Genomic DNA, 979 nt, shown 5'->3' with positions numbered 1-979 from the left:
GGCCGCCGCCGCGCAGCAGCTGGCGCTGCGGCTGGCGGGCGAGCTCGGTGTGGTCGGGGTGCTCGCCGTCGAGCTGTTCGAGACCGGGGACGGCGAGCTGCTGGTCAACGAGCTGGCGATGCGGCCGCACAACTCGGGGCACTGGACCATGGACGGGTCGCGCACCAGCCAGTTCGAGCAGCATCTGCGCGCGGTGCTGGACTATCCGCTCGGCGACACCGACGCCCTGGCCCCGGTGACGGTGATGGCCAACGTGCTGGGCGCCCCCGAAATCCCGCGGATGAGCGTCGACGAGCGGCTGCACCACCTGTTCGCGCGGATGCCCGACGCCCGCGTGCACCTGTACGGCAAACAGGAACGACCCGGCCGCAAGGTCGGCCACATCAACTTCGTCGGCTCCAAGCCGGCGGATCGGGACTACGTCGCGAAGCTGCGGGAACGCGCCGAGCTGGCGGCACACTGGTTGTCACACGCGCAGTGGACGGACGGATGGGATCCACATGACTAATCGGGCCAGGGTCGGCGTGATCATGGGCAGCGACAGCGACTGGTCGGTGATGGCCGACGCCGCGGCGGCGCTGGCCGAGTTCGACGTGCCGGCCGAGGTTCGGGTGGTCTCGGCGCACCGCACCCCGCAGGTGATGTTCGACTACGCGCGCGACGCGGCCGGGCGCGGCATCGAGGTGATCATCGCCGGCGCCGGGGGCGCCGCGCATTTGCCCGGCATGGTCGCGTCGGCCACGCCGCTGCCGGTGATCGGCGTGCCGGTGCCGCTGGCGCGCCTGGACGGCCTGGACTCGCTGCTGTCGATCGTGCAGATGCCCGCGGGCGTCCCGGTGGCCACGGTCTCCATCGGGGGAGCCCGCAACGCGGGCCTGCTGGCCGTGCGCATCCTCGGTTCGTCGGACCCGGCGCTGCGGGCGCGGATCGTGGAGTTCCAGGACCAGCTGGCCGAGAGCGTGCGGGCCAAGGATGAGGC

Annotated in this window: 2 protein-coding genes; both read left to right on the top strand. The window is 72.3% G+C overall.

Annotated elements, in window-relative coordinates; genetic code table 11:
* On the top strand, nucleotides 1–508 hold a 508-nt coding region (locus tag A9W96_RS11550; protein ID WP_156765202.1), incomplete at its 5' end, for an ATP-grasp domain-containing protein.
* Nucleotides 501–979 (top strand): 5-(carboxyamino)imidazole ribonucleotide mutase (gene purE / locus A9W96_RS11545; protein ID WP_067139894.1); only part of this gene is annotated, 479 nt, incomplete at its 3' end. The genes A9W96_RS11550 and purE, both read left to right, overlap by 8 nt.

Source organism: Mycobacterium sp. 1245852.3, assembly GCF_001669335.1.
Classification (GTDB): domain Bacteria; phylum Actinomycetota; class Actinomycetes; order Mycobacteriales; family Mycobacteriaceae; genus Mycobacterium; species Mycobacterium europaeum_A.
This window is presented reverse-complemented; position numbering and strand designations above follow the sequence as displayed.